Origin of the sequence: Endozoicomonas sp. OPT23, from assembly GCF_009653635.1 — a bacterium.
In the GTDB taxonomy this organism is placed as follows: Bacteria; Pseudomonadota; Gammaproteobacteria; order Pseudomonadales; family Endozoicomonadaceae; genus Endozoicomonas_A.
In genome coordinates, this window is the sequence record NZ_PPFD01000001.1 from 242,274 (window position 1) to 262,709 (window position 20,436).

17 protein-coding genes are annotated in these 20,436 nt (G+C 45.8%); 11 read left to right on the forward strand and 6 right to left on the reverse strand.

Annotation, left to right across the window (positions count from 1 at the left end; translation table 11 throughout):
• Nucleotides 1-12: 12 nt before the first annotated feature.
• Nucleotides 13-1,554, reverse strand: coding sequence for a hypothetical protein (locus EOPP23_RS00945; RefSeq protein WP_153764105.1), 1,542 nt, complete (start codon nt 1,552-1,554; stop codon nt 13-15).
• Between the two features lie 221 nt (nt 1,555-1,775).
• Here EOPP23_RS00945 and hslO point away from each other — a divergent pair, with 221 nt between their 5' ends.
• Nucleotides 1,776-2,657 (forward strand): Hsp33 family molecular chaperone HslO, encoded by an 882-nt coding sequence (gene hslO, locus EOPP23_RS00950; protein ID WP_153764106.1) that lies wholly within the window; start codon nt 1,776-1,778, stop codon nt 2,655-2,657.
• A gap of 441 nt (nt 2,658-3,098) precedes the next feature.
• Nucleotides 3,099-4,727 carry a phosphoenolpyruvate carboxykinase (ATP) gene (gene pckA, locus EOPP23_RS00955; RefSeq protein WP_153764107.1) on the forward strand — a complete coding sequence of 543 codons (1,629 nt, stop codon included), beginning with the start codon at nt 3,099-3,101 and terminating at the stop codon, nt 4,725-4,727.
• Nucleotides 4,728-4,742: 15 nt separating this feature from the next.
• Here pckA and EOPP23_RS00960 read toward each other — a convergent pair whose 3' ends face one another.
• The 3 genes from EOPP23_RS00960 to EOPP23_RS00970 form a co-directional block, all read right to left on the reverse strand.
• On the reverse strand, nt 4,743-5,630 hold the full coding sequence (locus EOPP23_RS00960) for a methyltransferase domain-containing protein (RefSeq protein ID WP_153764108.1): 888 nt from the start codon (nt 5,628-5,630) through the stop codon (nt 4,743-4,745).
• A 69-nt stretch (nt 5,631-5,699) separates the two neighbouring features.
• Nucleotides 5,700-5,876 carry an oxidoreductase-like domain-containing protein gene (locus tag EOPP23_RS00965; protein WP_153764109.1) on the reverse strand — a complete coding sequence of 59 codons (177 nt, stop codon included), beginning with the start codon at nt 5,874-5,876 and terminating at the stop codon, nt 5,700-5,702.
• Nucleotides 5,877-5,894: 18 nt separating this feature from the next.
• Nucleotides 5,895-7,154 carry a hypothetical protein gene (locus EOPP23_RS00970; protein ID WP_153764110.1) on the reverse strand — a complete coding sequence of 420 codons (1,260 nt, stop codon included), beginning with the start codon at nt 7,152-7,154 and terminating at the stop codon, nt 5,895-5,897.
• Between the two features lie 329 nt (nt 7,155-7,483).
• Between EOPP23_RS00970 and EOPP23_RS00975 the strand changes: the two genes are divergently transcribed.
• The 3 genes from EOPP23_RS00975 to rsd all read left to right on the forward strand — a co-directional run bounded on the left by EOPP23_RS00975 (nt 7,484) and on the right by rsd (nt 12,380).
• On the forward strand, nt 7,484-9,835 hold the full coding sequence (locus EOPP23_RS00975; RefSeq protein WP_153764111.1) for a Tex family protein: 2,352 nt from the start codon (nt 7,484-7,486) through the stop codon (nt 9,833-9,835).
• Between the two features lie 147 nt (nt 9,836-9,982).
• Nucleotides 9,983-11,554, forward strand: a complete 1,572-nt coding sequence (gene gshA, locus EOPP23_RS00980) for a glutamate--cysteine ligase (protein WP_153764112.1) — start codon at nt 9,983-9,985, stop codon at nt 11,552-11,554.
• A 361-nt stretch (nt 11,555-11,915) separates the two neighbouring features.
• Complete coding sequence (gene rsd / locus EOPP23_RS00985; protein ID WP_153764293.1) at nt 11,916-12,380, forward strand: sigma D regulator; 465 nt, start codon at nt 11,916-11,918, stop codon at nt 12,378-12,380.
• A gap of 42 nt (nt 12,381-12,422) precedes the next feature.
• Here the strand turns inward: rsd and EOPP23_RS00990 are convergent, their stop codons facing one another.
• Nucleotides 12,423-13,115: an FKBP-type peptidyl-prolyl cis-trans isomerase gene (locus EOPP23_RS00990; RefSeq protein WP_194842447.1), complete on the reverse strand. Its 693-nt coding sequence runs from the start codon at nt 13,113-13,115 to the stop codon at nt 12,423-12,425.
• Nucleotides 13,116-13,461: 346 nt separating this feature from the next.
• Between EOPP23_RS00990 and EOPP23_RS00995 the strand changes: the two genes are divergently transcribed.
• The 3 genes from EOPP23_RS00995 to EOPP23_RS01005 all read left to right on the forward strand — a co-directional run bounded on the left by EOPP23_RS00995 (nt 13,462) and on the right by EOPP23_RS01005 (nt 17,355).
• Nucleotides 13,462-14,109 carry a histone H1 gene (locus EOPP23_RS00995; RefSeq protein ID WP_153764114.1) on the forward strand — a complete coding sequence of 216 codons (648 nt, stop codon included), beginning with the start codon at nt 13,462-13,464 and terminating at the stop codon, nt 14,107-14,109.
• 177 nt (nt 14,110-14,286) lie between these two features.
• The gene (locus EOPP23_RS01000; protein ID WP_153764115.1) at nt 14,287-15,384 is read left to right on the forward strand and encodes a protein-tyrosine phosphatase family protein; all 1,098 of its coding nucleotides are present in this window, start codon (nt 14,287-14,289) and stop codon (nt 15,382-15,384) included.
• Between the two features lie 54 nt (nt 15,385-15,438).
• A complete protein-coding gene (locus EOPP23_RS01005) occupies nt 15,439-17,355 on the forward strand; it encodes an ATP-binding cassette domain-containing protein (RefSeq protein ID WP_370514573.1) in 1,917 nt (638 codons plus the stop codon).
• Nucleotides 17,356-17,470: 115 nt separating this feature from the next.
• On the opposite strand, the gene EOPP23_RS01010 is transcribed toward EOPP23_RS01005, so the two are convergent.
• Nucleotides 17,471-17,704, reverse strand: coding sequence for a cell division protein ZapB (locus EOPP23_RS01010; protein WP_153764116.1), 234 nt, complete (start codon nt 17,702-17,704; stop codon nt 17,471-17,473).
• A 371-nt stretch (nt 17,705-18,075) separates the two neighbouring features.
• Between EOPP23_RS01010 and EOPP23_RS01015 the strand changes: the two genes are divergently transcribed.
• From EOPP23_RS01015 to metW, 3 genes are all read left to right on the forward strand, one after another.
• Nucleotides 18,076-18,321: a hypothetical protein gene (locus EOPP23_RS01015; protein ID WP_153764117.1), complete on the forward strand. Its 246-nt coding sequence runs from the start codon at nt 18,076-18,078 to the stop codon at nt 18,319-18,321.
• A gap of 247 nt (nt 18,322-18,568) precedes the next feature.
• Nucleotides 18,569-19,723 (forward strand): homoserine O-acetyltransferase, encoded by a 1,155-nt coding sequence (locus EOPP23_RS01020; protein ID WP_153764295.1) that lies wholly within the window; start codon nt 18,569-18,571, stop codon nt 19,721-19,723.
• Nucleotides 19,723-20,319 carry a methionine biosynthesis protein MetW gene (gene metW / locus EOPP23_RS01025; protein ID WP_153764118.1) on the forward strand — a complete coding sequence of 199 codons (597 nt, stop codon included), beginning with the start codon at nt 19,723-19,725 and terminating at the stop codon, nt 20,317-20,319. The genes EOPP23_RS01020 and metW overlap by 1 nt, the downstream gene beginning before the upstream one ends.
• The last annotated feature ends 117 nt before the right edge of the window (nt 20,320-20,436 follow it).

A 20,436-nucleotide genomic window follows, 5' to 3' on the forward strand; every position in this document is an offset into this window, starting at 1 on the left:
ACTTCAAACCTCTCACGCAGATTTAGTCTGTAACTGTGGAGGGAGTTGAATTTCTTTTATCAGGTTGTCTTTGACCTGACTTTTGTAAGCCTCAATACCTTTTCTAACAGCAGCCTCTACTTCTGCTTGCGAGCATTTGTCGTGGCGGTATAGGCCGCTACTGATAGCGCACATTCTCAAGGTCTCAAGTTTAGGTAAATTACCGATTTTTTCAGCATGCTTATTATAATTGTTAACGGTTGCTGGAATATCAAAGGCGGTTTTTGATACGGCGCTCAGAAAGGCTGCTTTATCTTTATAATGGCTTCCTTTTGGTGGGGAAACATAAACCATAGCCTGGTTTTCTGCACAGCCATTCGGGTGGTTATCTTTAATTACATCAACGAATACGGCACCCATTCCGTCTCCCTTGTACACCTCTCCTTTAGGTCTCGGGAAAAAAGCATACATAGCCTTTAATGGCGTTCCTTTAAGCTGGTCTTCGCCCATTTGGACCAAAGGGTTGTCTGATCTTCTGGCAAAGCCCATCAGTTGATTATGGAGTTCCTTGTATTCATCAGGGCGAGCAATTTCTTTTGCAAAGGCTGCATTAATCCCGTCGCCACCGATGGACAGGTCACCTGTTCCGGAGTTGACTGATGCAACAGACCCTTGAGTCTGTCCCGCATTTATTTCTCTGTCGGAGGGGAAGATAGGTGCATTACTGCCACCCTGTTCGGCCTTGATGTTTCTATAGCTTAAGTCGACCGGAGTTATTTTTATCGGGGGCGGTGCCATTGGCTTTCTGGAAATAGAAGGGGGCGTGTACGGAATAGGTGGCGCACTCTCATCAATATCCAGAGAAGGGTGTTTTGGGCTGAGAACAAAGTGAGGTTCTGTTTTTCTCTGAGTATGAGGAGCATGTCTTTTGGTTGGTTCTACTGCTTTTGTTGAAAAGATAGAGTCATCGATAAAGATCATCGCTTGCTGTAAATCGAGAGCAGGCAACGGATTCTGAAATTTGGAAAGCTGCTGTTTGGCTATGGCGAAGTTATGAAGAGCGGTGTCTCTGTTAGCTTTGAGGTGCTGTACTTTATTTTCCGTATTCCCCTTTTCAATATTATCCAGTTTGGAGAGAAGGCTTTTCTTAATAGCTTCAGCATCGGGGTGGCCATCCAGACCAGTCAAAACAGAGATAGGATTACCTGATGAGTCAAAATATAGAATATCAAAGGGGAAACTATCCGCTTTTAAACCAGGGGTTGTCAGAAGCTTTTTTAAATCAGGTATGCTTTCCAAAAACTCAACTTTTGTACTTTCTGCTGCCGCGACTTTTCCCGTCTGCTGATACTGTTGTGCCAGCTGAGCAACAGGATTTACCTGAAGCTGAGGTGAAACTGGCTTGGCAGTACGTTGTTGAAGTCGGCTGGAAGAGTGATGGTCAGCCCCATAAGCTGACCTTGGAATCTGTCTACGAACAGGCACATTATCCGGTTTATTGTCCTCGTTCGGGCCCGTAATGGGGGAGGGGGCTCTTCCTGACTCTCCGGGACCTGTAGGTGGAGGAAATGACATTGCTCAGTATTCCTGTTTTCAACCAATGCCTTTTTATCGGTCAGTAGAAGCAACAAATGAGTTCTCCAAAGCAAGCCGCTATACTGGCTTGTTTTGAATTTAGCCAAACTCTGATAAGTGCGCAGTCATGCGGATTCACAAGCTCTTTTGCTTACAAAAGGTGGAGGATCTGTGTCTATATCATTTACAGGGTCTGTGGCAGTGAACAAGTAGAGTCGTGCATGAGCAATAAAGACCTGGCCCAACGATTTATTTTCGATAACGCCGATATTCGGGGCGAGATTATTTCTCTGGAGGAAAGTTTGGCTGCATCCCTTGCAGCTCATAACTATCCGGTCAATGTCAAAGCCCTGTTGGGCGAGCTGGTGGCTGCAGCGGTGCTGCTCAGCTCAACTCTCAAGTTTGAAGGCATAATGAGCCTTCAGGCTAAAGGTGAAGGTCCTCTCTCCCTGCTGATGGTGGAATGTTCCGATCAGAGAACGTTTCGTGCGTTGGCTCGCTGGGATGAAGAAAATACGGACAAGCTAACGGCTAAAGGTCTTCAGGGCTTGCTGGGTAACGGTCAGTTGATAATGACGATCGATCCTCATAAAGGTAACCGCTATCAGGGTATTGTTCCTCTGCATCATGAAACCCTTGCTGCAGGCTTGAATGATTACTTCAAGCAGTCTGAGCAGCTCGCTACCGAATTCTGGCTGACCAGTAATGGTGAAACTGCTACCGGCATGCTGCTGCAGGCTCTGCCAGTGAATCTTGAAAAAGATGAGAAGGTGCGTGCTGAAACATGGGAACGAATTTCTGTTCTGGCCAAAACAGTCACTGAGCAGGAAATGCTGGAGCTTGATCACCATACTCTGCTGACCCGACTGTTTCATGATGAAAGTGCCCGTCTGTTTGATGGTGAGAAAGTAGAGTTTAACTGCAATTGCTCTCGTCCGCGTAGTGCCCAGATCATCCAGAACCTGGGGCAAGAAGAAGCTGAATCTATTGTTGTCGAGCAGGGTGAAATTTCCATGGGCTGCCAGTTCTGCAGCCAGACCTACGTATTCACGGGTAAGGATGTCGCTGACATTTTTACTGGCAATGAACCGCGCACTCACTGATTGTTCAGTTGTTAGCTCTTTCAGATCCTCTTTAGAGCAGCTAGCTATTCCCTTCTCAGGGTCGGTATTTTGCCGATCCTGATCGCCATTTAAACGCATAGTTTCAAATATTGTCAGAAATCAACATATTCAGATAATTAACTTGTTAAGTTGCTGTCAGGAAAGAGCTATAGAAGCGCAATTCAATAGATTCAGCCCTTATGGATACTTTCTAGGCAGTTTGAATGTTGTGTAAGCAACTGACTGAATAGGACAATGCTTCGTTGCTCTCATGAGATGTTTTGTTTGTCTGTGTAAGTTATTTGTAGAATCAGGAAAAAAATGACTAAAAGTGCGTTTATTCGGGCCGCCTAATCCCCTATGATATGCGCCTCTACATCTAATACCAAAAAATCACAAAGACGCACAAAGATTTTGTAGAAAGCTTAGGAGAGCTTGTAAATGACTGAAGTTAGAGCAAAGGGTGAGCTGCGTGCAGAAGCTCTGGCCGGCCTTGGCATCAAGGATGTTGCTGAGATTGTTTACAATCCTTCCTATGACCTGCTGTTTGAGGAAGAAACCAAGCCAGATCTGGAAGGCTATGAAAAAGGTGTAGTAACCGAGCTGGGTGCAGTATCTGTTGATACTGGTATCTTCACCGGCCGCTCCCCGAAAGACAAGTACATCGTTAAAGATGATACGACCCGCGATACCCTCTGGTGGGCAGATCAGGGCAAGAATGATAACAAAGCCATCACTCAGGACACCTGGACACATCTGAAATCTCTGGTGACTAATCAGCTTTCAGGTAAGCGCCTGTTTGTGGTTGATGGCTTCTGTGGTGCCAATAAAGAAACAAGACTTTGTGTACGTTTCATCACTGAAGTGGCCTGGCAGGCACACTTTGTTAAAAACATGTTCATTCGTCCATCTGAAGCAGAGCTGGCAGTATTTGAACCAGACTTTGTAGTAATGAACGGTGCCAAGTGCACCAACCCTAACTGGAAAGAACAGGGTCTGAACTCTGAAAACTTCGTTGCCTTCAATCTGACTGAACGTGTTCAGGTAATCGGTGGTACCTGGTACGGCGGTGAAATGAAGAAGGGTATGTTCTCCATCATGAACTACCTGCTGCCACTGCGAGGGATTGCTTCCATGCATTGTTCTGCCAACGTCTGCAAAGACGGCGATGTGGCCGTATTCTTCGGCCTGTCCGGAACCGGTAAAACTACGCTTTCTGCAGATCCTAAGCGTGCACTGATTGGTGATGACGAACACGGTTGGGATGATGACGGTGTCTTCAACTTTGAAGGTGGCTGCTACGCCAAGACCATCAAGTTGAGTAAAGAAAACGAGCCGGAAATCTACGAGGCAATTCGTCGGGATGCTCTGCTGGAAAACGTGACTGTTCGTGAAGGTGGTGTGATCGACTTTGACGATAACTCAAAGACCGAGAACACCCGTGTTTCCTACCCGATTCACCATATCGAAAACATTGTTAAGCCGGTTTCCAAGGCAGGCCATGCCAAGAAGGTTATCTTCCTGACTGCTGATGCTTTTGGTGTTCTGCCTCCTGTGTCCAAGCTGACACCAGAACAGACTAAGTATCACTTCCTGTCTGGTTTCACGGCTAAACTGGCCGGGACTGAGCGTGGTATCACTGAACCAACACCAACTTTCTCTGCATGCTTTGGTGCAGCTTTCCTGAGCTTACATCCAACGCGTTATGCTCAGGAGCTGGTGAAGAAGATGGAAGCCAATGGAGCTACAGCTTACCTGGTTAACACCGGTTGGAACGGTACTGGCAAGCGTATCTCTATCAAAGATACTCGCGCCATCATCGATGCAATTTTGGATGACTCCATCGATGAAACTGAAACCATGACCGTTCCATACTTCGGTCTGCACGTTCCAACTCATGTAAGCGGTGTATCTGACGGCATCCTGAACCCTCAGGACACCTATGCAGATAAGTCTGAATGGGATAAGAAAGCTCGTGACCTAGCGGACCGTTTTATCACTAACTTCAATAAGTTTACTGATACGGAAGAAGGCAAGACTCTGGTTGATGCTGGTCCAGTTCTTGACTGACGTTTAGTGCTCTCTTCAGGTACCCTGTGCAAAGACCTTGTGTAGGGTACCTTGTCCGGGCTTTATAGCTTGAAACACTGTCCATGTTTGTTGCTGCTTCTTGATTCTTTCAATATCACCCTTCCACCCTTCTGTTAGAGCTTTGTAGTTAGCTTCTGAATTTGTTTTTAGAAATTCTTTTCTCTGCTGTCTTAATTGCCGGAGACTGGATTTTAGTAACTGCAGTATCTCCGTTTCCCTGTTTAGGGTTGTGATCTCTTCAAAACCGGTAACTCTAAGCAGGGATTTCAGTTCTCTGGTGCTGTTAGGGTAATAGTGTCTTTGCTGAAACTGATCTTTAGCTTTATCAGACAAAGGGTCACTATCAAGACAGAACGTCGTGAAGAGAATTTTTCCACCTGGTTTTAACCAGTTATAGGCTTTATTGAGAAAATCCTCCTTGTTTTCAAGATATATCAGGTCGTCTGAACTGAATACAGCATCAAAGGATTCGTTTGAAAACGAAACATTAGTGCTGTTTTTATTGATGAAGCGCACGGGTAAGTGAAAGTTGTCATCACTATCAAAAATCTGCTCTTGAATGCTTGCAGCTATATCAATAGAAACCACTGAAACATGAAATTCTTTTGCGATAAATAGTGCGTTTTTGCTCAGAGCGTTACCAATGCCGAGGATATGTTGGCCTGGTAAAGGTGGATGCCTGGAAATCAACTTCTTGATTAAATGGTCGGTTGCCGAATTGGTGGAAGCCTGCTTTTTATGGAGTGCGCTCAGAATCGAATTTCTGCTGGCGTCCGGGTTTAAAGTCAGTTCAGCATAAGAAATATAAGGAATGACCAGCCAGAGGCTGATCAATAAAAATTGGATAATTGTATTTTTGGAAATATGAACAGGTCGACGCATTTATTTTCCTGAAACAACCATATAGGGAAGCATGGTTGATATACAGGGATTTGCAAACACTGCTTCTGGTCAACGATACAACTGTTCATCTCCATCCTGTTTCAGAACCGGCTGTGGTTTGTTCTGCTGATCCAGCCAACGTGCAAGCTGGTCGTGATAGAAATCCCATACACAGGGAGAACAACCTCCTCCGCAGCAATCGTCATCAGCGGGGCGTTCAGGTTTTTCAATCGGTTTTGTTTTCATTGTTATTTTTCAATGTGGCTAATTGAGAACAAGCCCTAAGCACTGGTCAATCAGTCGATCAATAGCGGTCGAGGTCTGTGTAGCAAACTTGCTGGACAAGGAGAATGGTTCCTCTGTGGCATTCTCAAGCCCGAAATCATTTTCAGGTATCAGGTAGCCTAGCGAATCATGGCTCAATCCTAAAACCGCAACCGGACGATTCTGAACTTTTTCCATCAGCTCTCTGCCGAACGCCGTCACAGGTTCACCGGGGACCGTTATCAGAACCAGTGAACCCAAAACTATGACCGAAACACGAGAAGTTACCTGAGTACTGAAAGTGGATGGCCAGCTAATGGTACCTTGTCCCAAAGTTTTTGTAAGGCCTACCAATTGCAGATTCTCAGCATCTACCTTTAACTGCTCGGTGCAATATGAAAGCTTACTTTTCAGTTCGGTTATATTTTCTTGTTTCGCTGCAATCACATGACTGGCAATCTGGTCACCGTAAAGCTGAGCGTTTTCGAAATTACGTTTTTTATGCTCCGGTAATGGGATCACATCACCGAGAACGCCATTGATGAAAAGAACTCTGGTTTGCAGATCGGTTTCCAGTTTGTTTCTGGCAAAACCTACCCAGTCTGAAGTGACCTGAAGGTTGTCTTTGTCTAAAACTACAGGGTGAGAGCCGAAGGATAACAACAGAACAACGGGTTTGTTGTCGGGCGTTTCAATATGGACTGCCGTTATCTGGGAAATAATGCCCTCAGATTTATGACGCCGATTAAGTCCTTCTCCCTTCATGGAACGGCTTAGTTTTAAAGTGACAGGTTGCTGATGAGTGAAAGCTTCTTTGGCTGATCCAACCACTTTGTTAAGCAATTTTTTCTGTTGCGACTCTGTCACACTGCCCCAAATGCCTTGAATATCAATGCTGCTGTGAGTATGAGTCGCAGAGAGAATAATGTTTTCGGTTTTGATACCAGTGCTTTTTGTCACAGCTATTCTTGCCTGTTCTGCAAAGTCCTGACTGAAGCCGATGGTATCCAGAGAGACGAATAAAATTTTTTGTGTACCATCGCTTAGATACAGTGATCGAACGGATACATCATCATGAATCGTTTCAGCAGGTCTGTTGCCAAGGCCATAGCCTGCCAGGTAGACCGGATCATCTGCAGAAAGATCATCAGTAGTAACCAGTACCTCCATACCAAAGCCGGCAACCCAGTCAGATGCAGAAGCAAATCCCGGCTGGAAAATCAGAAGAATGATTGCGAAAAGTGCTGGTTTGGTATTCATTCAGTGAGTCATTTTTAATGTATTTATGAGAACTGATGCCGCCTGCAGGGTAGACATAGATTGTTTATGCTACAGCCAGTGGGGCTCATCCGGTATAATTTCATGCCCGAATTTTTTCAGGACAGAATTTAGACCACAGTTTTGCGCCGATTATCCGGTACGGTCAGTCTGTTTTTATTGATGCAGTGACATGACATCAGACATTTTAAATATTCGGGCATACGTATTCATAAGCTGCTTGTCCGCTTTCGGCGGTCAAACAGTAACTTAGTATTCGATTACGTGAGTTTATACACTTACATATTCCAAGCTGATAACGAGTGGGTTTTATGGAAATCATCTTTCAGCGTATCGCCGAAGAGCTAAATGTACGTCCAGCACAGGTTACCAGTGCTGTAAATTTGCTGGACGATGGTGCAACAGTTCCTTTTGTTGCGCGCTATAGAAAAGAGGCAACGGATGGTCTGGATGATACCCAGCTCCGAACTCTGGAAGAGCGTCTGAGATACCTTCGTGAACTTGAAGATCGTCGCGCAACCGTTCTGAACAGTATTAAGGAACAGGACAAGCTGACACCGGAACTTGAAAGGGATATCAAGACGGCTGACACCAAAACCCGTCTTGAAGATCTTTATCTGCCATACAAGCCAAAGCGTCGCACCAAGGGGCAGATCGCCCGTGAGGCAGGTTTGGAGCCACTGGCAGACAAGCTGTTTGATGCTCCGGAAACAGACCCTGAAACAGCGGCTACTGACTTTGTTGATGCCGGCAAAGGTGTGGCTGATGTAAAGGCAGCACTTGAAGGTGCCCGTTATATTCTCATGGAGCGTTTCAGTGAGAACGCTGAACTGCTGGGCAAGCTTCGTGACATGCTCTGGAACGAAGGTATTCTCACCAGCCGTGGTGTTGAAGGCAAGGAAGAAGAAGGCGCCAAGTTCCGCGACTACTTCGAACACGATGAGCCAATAAAAACTGCACCGTCTCACCGTGCTCTGGCGATTTTTCGTGGTCGTAATGAAGGCGTTCTTCAGGCCAGCATCAAGCTGGAAAACGAACCTGAATCCCGTCTGGCAAGTCACCCTTGTGAAATGGTGGTTGCCGACTTCTGGAAGGTTTCCGATGAAGGTCGTCCGGCTGATAAATGGCTGAAAGACGCTGTTCGCTGGACCTGGCGTGTAAAGCTGCTGACTCAGCTGGAAACTGACCTGATGTCCCGTGTCCGTGAAAGTGCGGAAGAAGAGGCGATCAAGGTATTTGCCAAAAACATGAAAGACCTGCTGCTGGCTGCTCCGGCTGGTCTGCGTCCAACGCTGGGTCTCGATCCTGGTCTGCGCACCGGCACAAAGGTCGCCGTAGTTGATGGTACTGGCAAGTTGGTGGAACACACGACCATCTACCCTCATGCGCCTCAGCGTAAGTGGAAAGAGTCCTTAGGTGTTATTGCCACTCTGTGTCTGACACATAAGGTTGAACTGGTCAGCATTGGTAACGGTACGGCTTCTCGCGAAACCGACAAACTGGTCGCTGAACTGATGCGTACCTATCCAAAACTGGGACTGACCAAGATTGTTGTCAGTGAGGCGGGTGCATCGGTTTACTCGGCATCTGAACTGGCTGCCCGTGAATTCCCTGATCTGGACGTATCCATTCGTGGTGCGGTATCTATTGCTCGTCGTCTGCAGGACCCACTGGCAGAACTGGTGAAGATTGAGCCTAAAGCTATTGGTGTTGGTCAGTATCAGCATGATGTTAGTCAGACTCAGCTGTCACGCTCTTTGGAAGCGGTAGTGGAAGACTGTGTAAACTCCGTTGGCGTTGATGTGAACACCGCGTCCAGCGCGCTGCTGACTCGAGTGTCCGGTCTGAACCGTACACTGGCAGACAACATTGTCGCTTTCCGTGATCGCAATGGCGTTTTCAATAGTCGTGCTGCGTTGAAAGACGTTGAACGTTTTGGCCCTAAAGCGTTTGAGCAGGCGGCAGGCTTCCTGCGTGTTATGAACGGTGAAAACCCGCTGGATGCTTCTGCAGTTCACCCGGAATCCTATCCTGTGGTTCAGCGTATTGCGTCTGAATCGGGTCGTGAAGTGAAAGGCCTGATGGGTGATTCTCCCTTCCTGAAAGTGCTTGATCCAAAAACCTTTACCGATGAGAAGTTTGGTTTGCCAACGGTGACTGACATTATTTCGGAACTGGATAAACCGGGTCGTGACCCTCGTCCTGAGTTCAAGGCACCTGAATTCCAGGAAGGCGTTGAGAAGATTTCCGACCTGAAGCTCAACATGGAACTGGAAGGTGTAGTAACCAACGTAACCAACTTCGGTGCCTTTGTTGATGTTGGCGTTCACCAGGATGGTCTGGTACACATCTCAGCAATGTCCAACGAGTTCATCAAGGACCCGGCAGAAGTTGTGAAAGCAGGTGATATCGTCAAGGTTAAGGTGATGGAGGTTGATGCGCCGCGTAAGCGTATTGGCCTGTCCATGCGTATGACGGATAAGGCTGAAGAAGTGGCTGAAGCTCGTCAACAACCTCGTGGTGAGCGTTCCGGTGGTGGTAGAAAACCTCAGCATCAGAACAACAATCGCAGCAATCAGAAGAGCAGTCAGAACAGCGGTAACCAGAAAGCCTCTGGTGCTTTTGCTGACCTGTTTGCCAATGCGAAAAAATTACGTAAGTAACAACTGACCCATGAGCGTGGTCATTTTGATCACGCTCATTCTTTCTGCCCTTTACCCTTCTTTGACAGTCGTAACAGATGCAAGCCTTGCAGTTCCGTTATATAGTCCGGCAGATATTCTGCCAAAACGACGGTTTGGAACTGTATTTTGACTAGCCTTTACGAGCAACGTTTGCACCTTTTTCAGCAGACGTCCAATCAGAAATTGTTCAGCGGTATTCGACACGGAATTGAGCGCGAAGGTTTGCGTGTTACTCCCGATGCCCGGCTGTCACAAACTGAACATCCGGAAGCTCTGGGTAAGACCCTGACCCACCCTTATATTACGACTGATTATTCCGAAGCACTGCTGGAGTTTATCACTCCGGTCTATTGCAAAGTGAATGATGTCTTGGGCTTTCTGGAAGAGCTGCACGCTCACACCTGCCGGAATATGGAAGGTGAATACCTCTGGGCTGGAAGTATGCCAGCCATTCTTGAAGGCGATAAAAAAATCCCTATTGGTCGCTACGGTTCTTCCAACCCGGGTAAGATGAAATCGGTTTATCGCGAAGGCCTTGCTCATCGTTATGGCAAGCCTATGCAGACTATCGCCGGCATTCATTATAACTTCTCTTTACCTAAAGAGATCTGGGAAGTACTGCAGGCAAATCAACAGGGAAGCAGTTCTCTTGATGATTTTCAGTCGGAGGGCTATCTGGCACTGATCAGAAACTTCCGTCGATACTCCTGGTTGTTGATGTATTTGTTTGGTGCTTCTCCTGCTGTAGATAAAAGCTTCGTTCCGGAAGGTAACAATTCAGGCCTTGAGGAACTGGATGACAAAACTCTGTTTCTGCCCTGGGCGACCTCTTTGAGAATGAGTGACCTAGGTTACACCAACAACGCTCAATCCTCTCTGGATATCTGCTACAACACCTTGCCGGAGTACGTTTCCAGTCTTGAGAAAGCGATCCGTACACCTTATGAACCTTATGAAGCTCTGGGTGTGAAAAAGGATGGCAAATATCTGCAGCTGAACACGAATGTGTTGCAGATCGAAAACGAGTACTACAGCAATATTCGTCCAAAGCGTGTTGCCAGTCGCGGTGAAAAGCCAGTGGATGCGTTGAGAAGAGCGGGTGTTGAGTACATTGAAGTTCGCTGTATGGATATCAATCCATTTGAGCCGCTAGGTCTATCAGCCACTGATGCCCACTTTCTGGATGTGTTCCTGAGTTTCTGTGCGCTCCATGAAAGTCCGGAAATTGCTGGGGATGAATGTCGCAGAGCGACGTCAAACTTTGCTGTAACAGTTGCTGAAGGCCGTAAACCTGGTTTACTGCTGCAAAGTGAACAGGGCGACATTGCATTGCCAGAGTGGGGCTCTCAGCTTATCGACAACATGATGCCGATTGCCGAGTTGCTCGACAAAGCCAACGATACAACGGACTTTACTGCAGCCATGGCAGTGCAGCTGGAAAAGCTGGCTGATGTCGAACAGACTCCGTCCGCAAAACTGCTGCGTGAATTGAAAGATAACAAGCAGGGTTACATTGACTGGTTGACAGAGCTATCGAAAAAATACTCTGGTGATTTTTCAAAAGTGCCTATGAATGAAGAGCGAAAGGCTTATTTCACAAAATTAGCACAAGAGTCTCTAATTGATCAGCAGCAGCTGGAAGCATCTGATACCAGTGATTTTGATGAGTTTTTAAAGAACTATTTTGAAAAAAACTGATTGATATCTTCTCAGGGCAGTCACTCTGACTGCCTTCATTTACAGACAAAAAACTGAATCAAATACTGATTAATTAATTCTCAGAGTAGCGTTGCAGCCAAATCACTCCTTTAACATAGATAACATTTTCAAATTATTATTTTTGTTTTTATCTGCATTTGTTTTTAAAACTTGCAGAACTCCCTATAAACAGAGTTTATTGGTACTTTCATACAGAATTATTCAGGAAATTTTCATCCTGTTTTTAAATTACCTCTTGCCGCAAAAAATTCACTGTCATAACCTAGCAACTAAGCCGTCCTAAACAGACGCATCTGTGATCCCGTTTATCAAGATGAGATCCAAACCAAGAGGAATGATCATGCTGGAGGGGTGCAAATCGGCCAAAGAGCGTTGGGGAGGTGTATCAGAGATTATTGATCGCTGGCTCAATGCCCGTCAGGAATTGATAGTTCTCTATTGCTCTGTCAATGGAGTTAATCAGTTTCATGATGATAAGCGGCCTGTTGCAAACAAGCTGAAAGAAATGTGTCAGATCCTGGTTGATTATGTTTCAACAGGGCATTTCGAAGTCTATGAGCAGCTTGTACAGGAAGGCCTTGAGTTTAACGATGGCAGTATTGAACAGGCAAAAAGCATCATTCCTCAATTGGAAAAAAACACACAGGTTTGTCTCGATTTTAATGATGATTGCGAAAACCTGAGCAGTGTTGCTCAGCTGCAGTCCAGTCTTTCCGAGTTGGGTGAGGCTCTGGAAGAACGTTTTTCTCTGGAAGATAAACTGATTGAAGTGCTGCATGAATCACACAGGGAAATGGTTTCCTGATAATAAAAAGCAGGGTCGGCTGAAAACCGCCCTGCCTGGTAATTACTTCTTCTTGTCTTCTTTTCCTACTTTCATCAGCTCAACTTTAAATGTCAGCATGGAGTTAGGTGCAATTCTTCCAGGAATCCCCCCGGGACCGTAAGCTAACTCAGCAGGAACAAACAGCTCCCAGGTAGAGCCTTCAGGCATTTCCTGTAAGCCTTCATTCCAACCACGAATGACCTGATTCAACCGGAACGTTGCTGGCTGGCCACGCTCATAGGAGCTGTCGAAAATCTTACCGTCCAGAAGCTTTCCTTCATAGTGAACGGTGACTTCACTGCTCTCTTTTGGTTTTGCACCAGTACCTTCTTTTATGATGCGATACTGCAGTCCATTATCCATGGTTATAACACCTGGTTTTCTGGCGTTTTCCTTGAGAAACTGTTGCCCTGCCTCAAGGTTGGTTCTTGCTTCTTCTGCCAGTTTCTCCTGTTGTTTTTTCTCATCTTCTTTACGAGCTGTTTCCACAACCTTAAGCATTTCCTGTTTGCTTAGCTCTGTTTCTTTACCTTCCAGGGTATCTCTTATCCCTTTTGTCAGTGCATCACTGTTTATTGTTCCAAACTGTTTTAGCTGTTCAGCCATTAAAGCACCAAGACTGTAACTGAGTTTGTCAGATTCAGTTTCAAGAGCTGCACTTGCATGCAAACTGATGCTTGTCATGACGATTGCTGTTGCAATTTTCAGCTTCATAAACCCTCTCTTCATGAATTTTTATAATGCAGTAATTGTCATTCGCTGCAAAAAGTGGAGAATTTTATATTTGTGCAAAGTATCTAAGATAGCAATAGATATTTTTCTTTGCTGAGTTTTAAAAACTTCGAGAAAAAAAGGTTTAAATGATATTTTATTTTTTTGTGCGTTTTTTTTATTTGAAATCTGTCTTAGATTTTCGTGAAAAAAAATTAAAAAAATATATAAAAAAATTTGCAGTATGGCGATAAGCACTCTATTAGTATTAAAAACTGAATGTTTTTTGTTCAGCTTTTAAATGGAAGTACAAGAAGTACTTTATTAAGGCAATGACGAGGGACGACTAATGCCTGTAGCTAAAAGGAAGCCAGCCGCTAAAAAGGCTGTTAGAAAACCGGCTGCTAAAAAAGCAGTTAGAAAACCAGCCGCTAAAAAAGCCGCAGCTAAAAAGCCAGTAAGAAAAACTGTTGCTAAAAAAGTGGCCAGCAAGGTTGATCCGGTTAAAAAGCTGGAAAAAGAAGTAGCAGCTCTTGATAAGCAGTTAAAGAAGGCTAAAGAGTCTTTAAAGAAAGCCAAAGTGAAAGCTAAGGCTACTGCCAAGAAAACTACTGCTAAAAAGCCTGCTGCCAAGAAAACTGCAACTAAAAAGAAGGCCACTGCCAAGAAAACTACCGCTCGCAAGACTGTAGCCAAGAAAAAGGCACCGGCGAAGAAAAAAGTTGCAGCTAAAAAGACTACCGCCAAGAAAAAGGCACCTGCAAAGCGTAAGGCTCCCGCCAAAAAAGCTGCAGCGAAAAAGACAGTAGCCAAGAAAAAGACAACTGCCAAGAAAAAAGCGCCAGCTAAAAAAGCTGCTGCTAAGAAGACAGTTGCCAAGAAGAAGACTACTGCCCGTAAACCTGCTGCCAAGAAGAAGGCTCCAGCTCGTAAGGCTACCGCTAGAAAGGCACCAGCCAAGCGTAAAGCTCCAGCTAAAAGAAAAGCTAAACGTTAAGTTGTAGACAGTACCCTCGCAGGGGGCTTGCCCCCTGCAATACTTTTCTAATTATGAATCTTCCCTCTCGCTTGCTTTAAGTGCGAGTATTTCTTTAAGTGGCTCAGGCTTTCTGATGCCACTTTTTTTGTGCCTGTCTATAGTTCCTTTTAGATATTCAAGAAAGGGAATTTTGTTATGAGTACAGGTGGTCTAGGTGGTGCAGGAGGTGTGAGTCATGGGAATCATTCTCCTGAGAGGGTGCAGTCAGATGATCCTGAAACAAAGGAAGGTAGTACAGGTGCAAGAAAGGTTGAAGTTGCAGATACAGGTAAAAAATTACCTGACAAAGGCGGGCTGGCGAAAAGAAAGGGGAGAGGATTGAGGCTGGGAGGTTCTCCTTCATCCTCACCTGGTAATAGCCCTGAAGTTCAAGGCAGAACTGTTCAAGTTCCACCATCAGAGTCGGCAGAATTAAAAAAAATACCGGATACCAGTCACAAACTCTGGGAACAACTTGAGTCAAGAAAACCGACACAGGTTAAATGTACTGAGGGAGAAAAAACAGCTTACAAGTTTAAACAGACTGAAATAGTTGCACCTACCGCTGTAAGGCTTTCAAGAGATGAAAATAAACTGACACCATACAATCAGATAACTTTGGGTGGGCAAAAAGTTGGTATAGCTGCTCGAGGCCCTACTGCGGGGAATAATCAGGAGAGGGCTACTTTCATGACGGCGGCAGTTGAGAATGGGTGTAAGGCAATTGTTAATATAGCTACTTCACTTGAGGGTGTATCTGATTACATACCCAGAAACAACCAAGCAGCGCAATATAATTCAGTGACAGTTACAACGATTGATGAGCCTTTCTTTTATGGTCCAAAAGTTCGCAGCGAAATAGAGGTAAAATTATGGGAGGAAGACAAAGGAACATCACTTAAGTATTTCTTAAAGGGTGATATTGGAAATAGGAAAGCTGGTGACCCCAAAGAATTAGTTGACCTCGCCCGTGAACTTCCTGAAGGGCCTGTGATCGTCCACTGCAAAATGGGAATTGGCCGTACAGCTATGTTTATGCTGGTTCGAGCACTGGTGAACGATACTACGCTGACAAAAGAAAACCTTGTGCAAACAGTATTTAATATGGTTCAGGATGGAAGACAGTGCCGTGGAGAGTTTCTCGAGAATGAAGCTCAGCTGGATTCTGTTTTAAAGGCCGGAGCAATACTTCTCGGAATGCCAGAAGAAGAACTTTACCAGAAGGTTGATCAGTATCTTGCCAGCTCTACGTAAGCATAATAACAACCCGCAGTATTCCATAGGAAACAGCAGCTGACAGCGTTTATAATGCGCGCCATGATTAATTTGAACTCTGTCAGTCTGCTGCGTTCCGGCAAACCTCTGCTTGAAGACACCAGCACAATAATTCATCACGGCCAGCACGTTGGTCTTGTTGGTTCCAATGGTTGTGGTAAATCCAGCCTGCTTGCTCTGTTGATGGGAGAGTTACACCCGGATCAGGGTGATATCTCTATGGACACCGGCCGTGGCATTGCCCACATGGCTCAGGAAGTTGAAGCGCTTGATCAACAGGCTGTTGAGTATGTGCTCGATGGTGACGTTCAGCTGCGCCGTATCGAAAACGCAATAACTCTTGCAGAGCAACAGGAGCAGCATGTAAAGCTGGCGGAATTGCATGAGCAGCTTTTACATGCCGATGGCTACACTGCACGCTCTCGTGCTGAACAGCTATTGCATGGCCTGGGTTTTAGTCACAGTCAGGTAACCAACAACGTCAGGGACTTTTCCGGTGGCTGGCGAATGCGCCTGAACCTCGCCCGTACACTGATGTCGCCTTCCGATATTCTCTTTCTTGATGAACCGACCAACCACCTGGATCTGGATGCTATTGTCTGGCTGGAAGGTTTTCTGAAGCGTTATGCTGGAACCCTGATTGTTATTTCCCACGACCGGGATTTTCTCGATGAGGTGATTAACGTCACCATCCATATCGAAAACAAAAAACTGAACAACTACAAAGGCAACTATTCAGCCTTTGAAAGAATGCGTGCTGAACGTCTGCAGCAACAGCAAGCTGCTTTTGAGAAACAACAGAAGCAACGTGCGCACATGGAGTCGTTCGTCGAACGGTTCCGTGCTAAAGCGACTAAGGCAAAACAGGCCCAGAGCCGTTTAAAAGCACTGGCTCGACTGGAAGATATCGCGCCAGCACACGTAGACTCACCGTTTACGTTCAGTTTCCCTGCATCCGATAAAATGTCATCGCCTCTGCTGACCCTTGACCGTGCCGAGTTGGGTTACGCTGATAATCCAATGCTGAAGCTAAAACTCAGTATTCTTCCAGGTAGTCGTATTGGTCTACTGGGTGCAAATGGCGCAGGTAAGTCGACTCTGATCAGAACGCTGGCCAATGAGTTACCACTGATTGCCGGTGAGCGTCATGATGGCGAACATCTGAAGATCGGTTACTTTGCTCAGCATCAGCTGGAAGAGCTTGATCCACAGGCCAGCCCTTTCCTTCACTTGCAACGTATTTCTCCGACAGCCCGTGAACAGGAGTTGAGAAACTTTCTTGGTGGTTTTGGTTTTCACGGTGATAAAGCTCTGGAAATTATTGAAGGATTTTCGGGTGGTGAGCAGGCTCGATTGGCACTGGCTATTGTGGCCTGGGAAAAGCCTAACTTATTGTTGCTTGATGAGCCGACCAACCACCTTGATCTGGAAATGCGTCACGCATTGACCATGGCATTGCAGTTGTTTGAAGGCGCAATGGTGCTGGTATCTCACGACCGTAATCTGCTGCGAAGCACGACAGATGATCTGTTTCTGGTGCACGATGGCAAGATGGAACACTTCGAAGGTGATCTGGATGATTACAGTTGCTGGTTGCTGGAACAGAAGCAGGATACGAAAGCAGAAAGCTTTGATGAGTCAGGTGAAGTTGTTGAACACTCTGCGCAGGCTCGTAAAGAGCAGAAGCGTTTAGCTGCTGAGCGACGCAAGCAGTTGAGACCTTTGAAGAAGAAGGTTGATGAGTTTGAAAAGAAACTGGATAAGAAACAGTCAGAGCTGGCCAAGGTTGAAGACGAGCTGGCTGATCCGGTTATTTATGAAGGTGCGAACAAAGACCGCCTGAAAACTCTGCTGGATCAGCAGACATCTCTTAAGCAAACCGTTGCCGACATCGAAGAGCAGTGGATGGAAGCGCTCGAAGAATTTGAGCAGATGGAATCAGAAGTATGATTCCATCGCGCAGTTACTAATCAGCAACAGCGGTTCATCTATGTATTATTTGCCCACGATGGCGGGCAAATAATACATGAACCCGATATGAGGCAGATCAATAGTCCGAATCCGCTCAGGCTGTTTCGTAATCAACCTGTTCAGCGTCGTCAGACACCTTGTCCAGCTTACCCAGCAGAGCGCCTACACGCTCAGTCCAGGAGCCCAGCTCGTTCTTCAGCTCGGTGTTTTCCTGCTCAAGGCGGCCGTTAGTTGTGCGGAGCTCTTCCAGCTCCATGCGAGTCAGTTCCAGCTTATCAATCAGGTTTTGAAGTTTGGATTCCAGATGACCCAGGGATTCAATGGACATATCTGTTACTTTTCACCAGCCAGTCAAATTAGACGATCATCGCCAGTCATTGCCTTTTATGAAGGGCATAGGACGATAGGGTTTGAATCTAAGATACCACATAGTTTTGACCAAATCAGAACTCTTGTCTCTCGAGATTGTAAAAGTCTCTGGTTTTATATTTTGAAAAGTTTGGCAGACATTTTTCGCCTGAAATCTCAGGACGACTATACTTCGTCAGTGATTGATCAATCAGGGTTTGAAAAGCGTATTTTCTGATCGTAGCAGTGGATAAATTGGGTTTTATTCACCGCTGCATTACAGGTTGCGCCTGTGGTTAAATGTTTATCGCTCACGGGTGCAAAGAGGCTGATGCCTCAAAGGAGTCATGCATGAGCGAGATGATCCGACCCTGTGCGACTATTGTTTCCGACCTGAATGTAGAAAACGAAGCCTTAAAAGCTTTCTACATTTCTCTCACCTGCAACCAGAGTGTTGATGATTACATTGTTGATCGACACATTCATTTCTCATCCCGTCATGTCGAGGGGACATTTCTGAGCCATCTTCTAGCACTGACTGAACTGGCTCTGGATCGATGTGTTTTCAGGGAGAAGCAGTCAGGGCTGGCCAACTGAATGAGTCATGATTCTTTCAGGCTTAGCTGACAAGCTTTCATCAAGGCTATACACTTCGGGTTTCTGAATCTTTGCTATCTATATCAAAATATTTTGATGTATAGAAAAGCATCAGGTTTTAGCCGGAGTCCGGAATGTTCCGGAAACAAGAAGAATGAGTCCGCCGCTGTATTCGTTGAAGGTCAGTTTGTTGAAGAACTGTTCGTTGAACCATTGTCAGTGAGTGGCTAGCAATACAGACACTATTATGCCGGATGCTATTCCCGTTGACTCAGTCGGTCTGGTAACACCTCAGACCATCCACTTCAGTCAGCCTCTGCAGTTAAGTTGTGGCCAGATTCTGGAAGAGTACGATCTGGTCATTGAAACCTATGGTCAGCTCAATGAGCAGCGCAACAATGGTGTACTGATCTGTCATGCGCTCAGCGGTCATCATCATGCCGCTGGCTACCATTGCATGGATGATAAAAAGCCCGGTTGGTGGGACAACTTTATCGGACCTGGAAAGCCGCTGGATACCAATAAATTTTTTATTGTTAGTCTCAATAATCTTGGTGGCTGTCATGGCAGTACAGGGCCAGTTAGTTCAAACCCTAAAACGGGTAAACTCTACGGCCCTGACTTTCCTATTATTACGGTTGAAGACTGGGTTGAAAGTCAGGTTCGACTTTCTGACCATTTAGGCATTGATCAGTGGGCTGCAATTGTTGGTGGCAGTCTTGGTGGTATGCAGGCATTACATTGGTCTATCACTCATCCTGATCGACTGCGTCATGCTTTGGTTATTGCTTCTGCGCCTAAACTGTCTGCCCAGAATATTGCTTTTAACGAAGTGGCTCGTCAGGCCATTATGTCCGATGAAAACTTCCGGAACGGTCGTTACCTTGAAGAGAATACCTTGCCGAGAAATGGTCTTGGCCTGGCTCGAATGGTGGGACACATAACCTATCTGTCTGATGACGCTATGGGTGAGAAGTTTGGGCGTGAGCTGAAGAATAAAGAGTTCAGCTTTGACTATGGTGTCCAGTTCCAGATTGAAAGTTATCTCCGTTATCAGGGAGCTAACTTCTCTGGTTTGTTTGATGCCAATACCTATCTTCTGATGACCCGCGCACTGGATTACTTTGATCCTGCCAGCCGTTTTGATGACGACCTTGCAAAAGCCATGGCAAAAGCAAAAGCAAAATTCCTGCTGGTTTCATTTACTACGGACTGGCGTTTTTCTCCGGCTCGCTCTCATGAAATGGTCAATGCTCTTCTCCATGCCGGTAAAGATGTCTCTTATCTGGAAGTTGATGCGCCGCAGGGACACGATGCTTTTCTGATGAATATTCCCCGTTACGTGAATTGTGTTTCTGGCTATATGCAGCGGGTAGCTAATGAATGCGGGGAGAAGCAGTAATGGCATCAAGAGTTGACTTAAGTGTTATCAGTCGCTGGATAAAAGAAGACAGTCGCATTCTTGACCTTGCCTGTGGCGATGGCAAATTACTCCATGATCTGGCCCGTGACAAAAATATCAGTGGCTACGGTATGGAAATTAACCCTCAGAATATTCAGGCCTGTATCGAAAGAGGTGTGAATGTTCTCGAACACAATATTGACCAGGGGCTGGGCAACTTTACCGATCAGAGTTTTGACACCGTAGTTATGGCTCAGGCTCTGCAGGCGTTACAATTCCCCCATCTGGTTCTGGATGAAATGCTTAGGGTAGGCAGAGAGGGCATTGTTACCTTTCCAAACTTTGGTCACTGGCGTTGCCGGTTGCACCTTTCCACGAAAGGGCGAATGCCGGTTTCCAAGTTTATGCCCTACACCTGGTATGACACACCCAATATCCATTTCTGTACCTTTAAGGATTTTGAAGATCTTTGTCGTCAAAAAAAGCTAACCATTCTTAACCGATTGGTGGTGGACAGAGCCAACAAGGGCGACTGGAAAACCAGACTACTGCCAAACCTGATGGGCGAAGTGGCTATTTATCACGTTACTCGTTAAGTAAACGGACATACGAAGTCATAAGCTATTTGCCCGCCATTGGCGGGCAAATAGCTGTTGAATATCTGGCGACGAGTGTCTGTACACTTAGTGTGACTCTCAGATTTTAAATTAATG